Here is a 1,888-nt window from a genome sequence, read left to right on the forward strand (position 1 = left end):
GAAGGTGTGCTGTGAGGCATGCTGGAGGTATCAGAAGTGCGAATGCTGACATAAGTAACGATAAAGCGGGTGAAAAGCCCGCTCGCCGGAAGACCAAGGGTTCCTGTCCAACGTTAATCGGGGCAGGGTGAGTCGACCCCTAAGGCGAGGCCGAAAGGCGTAGTCGATGGGAAACAGGTTAATATTCCTGTACTTGGTGTTACTGCGAAGGGGGGACGGAGAAGGCTATGTTAGCCGGGCGACGGTTGTCCCGGTTTAAGCATGTAGGCGGAGGTTCCAGGTAAATCCGGTTCCTTATTAACGCTGAGGTGTGATGACGAGGCACTACGGTGCTGAAGTAACAAATGCCCTGCTTCCAGGAAAAGCCTCTAAGCATCAGGTAACACGAAATCGTACCCCAAACCGACACAGGTGGTCAGGTAGAGAATACCAAGGCGCTTGAGAGAACTCGGGTGAAGGAACTAGGCAAAATGGTGCCGTAACTTCGGGAGAAGGCACGCTGATATGTAGGTGAAGCCCCTGCGGGTGGAGCTGAAATCAGTCGAAGATACCAGCTGGCTGCAACTGTTTATTAAAAACACAGCACTGTGCAAACACGAAAGTGGACGTATACGGTGTGACGCCTGCCCGGTGCCGGAAGGTTAATTGATGGGGTTAGCGGCAACGCGAAGCTCTTGATCGAAGCCCCGGTAAACGGCGGCCGTAACTATAACGGTCCTAAGGTAGCGAAATTCCTTGTCGGGTAAGTTCCGACCTGCACGAATGGCGTAATGATGGCCAGGCTGTCTCCACCCGAGACTCAGTGAAATTGAACTCGCTGTGAAGATGCAGTGTACCCGCGGCAAGACGGAAAGACCCCGTGAACCTTTACTATAGCTTGACACTGAACACTGGTCCTTGATGTGTAGGATAGGTGGGAGGCTTTGAAGCGTGGACGCCAGTCTGCGTGGAGCCATCCTTGAAATACCACCCTTTAATGGCTGGTGTTCTAACGTAGACCCGTAATCCGGGTTGCGGACAGTGTCTGGTGGGTAGTTTGACTGGGGCGGTCTCCTCCTAAAGAGTAACGGAGGAGCACGAAGGTTAGCTAATCCTGGTCGGACATCAGGAGGTTAGTGCAATGGCATAAGCTAGCTTGACTGCGAGAGTGACGGCTCGAGCAGGTGCGAAAGCAGGTCATAGTGATCCGGTGGTTCTGAATGGAAGGGCCATCGCTCAACGGATAAAAGGTACTCCGGGGATAACAGGCTGATACCGCCCAAGAGTTCATATCGACGGCGGTGTTTGGCACCTCGATGTCGGCTCATCACATCCTGGGGCTGAAGTAGGTCCCAAGGGTATGGCTGTTCGCCATTTAAAGTGGTACGCGAGCTGGGTTTAGAACGTCGTGAGACAGTTCGGTCCCTATCTGCCGTGGGCGCTGGAGAATTGAGGGGGGCTGCTCCTAGTACGAGAGGACCGGAGTGGACGCATCACTGGTGTTCGGGTTGTCATGCCAATGGCACTGCCCGGTAGCTAAATGCGGAAGAGATAAGTGCTGAAAGCATCTAAGCACGAAACTTGCCCCGAGATGAGTTCTCCCTGACTCCTTGAGAGTCCTGAAGGAACGTTGAAGACTACGACGTTGATAGGTCGGGTGTGTAAGCGTAGCGATACGTTGAGCTAACCGATACTAATGAACCGTGAGGCTTAACCTTACAACGCCGAAGCTGTTTCGGCGAAGAGACAGAGACGATTTTCAGCCTGATACAGATTTAACAGAATTTGCCTGGCGGCTTTAGCGCGGTGGTCCCACCTGACCCCATGCCGAACTCAGAAGTGAAACGCCGTAGCGCCGATGGTAGTGTGGGGTCTCCCCATGCGAGAGTAGGGAACTGCCAGGCATCAA

The 1,888-nt window shown here is 53.5% G+C and carries 2 rRNA genes; both read left to right on the forward strand.

Annotated elements, in window-relative coordinates:
* A 23S ribosomal RNA gene (locus tag WFN75_RS22450) occupies positions 1 to 1,697 on the forward strand; the annotation flags it as partial.
* 70 nt (positions 1,698 to 1,767) lie between these two features.
* A 5S ribosomal RNA gene (gene rrf, locus WFN75_RS22455) occupies positions 1,768 to 1,883 on the forward strand.
* The last annotated feature ends 5 nt before the right edge of the window (positions 1,884 to 1,888 follow it).

The sequence above is a fragment of the Leclercia sp. UBA7405 genome (assembly GCF_037152215.1).
Taxonomy (GTDB): domain Bacteria; phylum Pseudomonadota; class Gammaproteobacteria; order Enterobacterales; family Enterobacteriaceae; genus Enterobacter; species Enterobacter pneumoniae.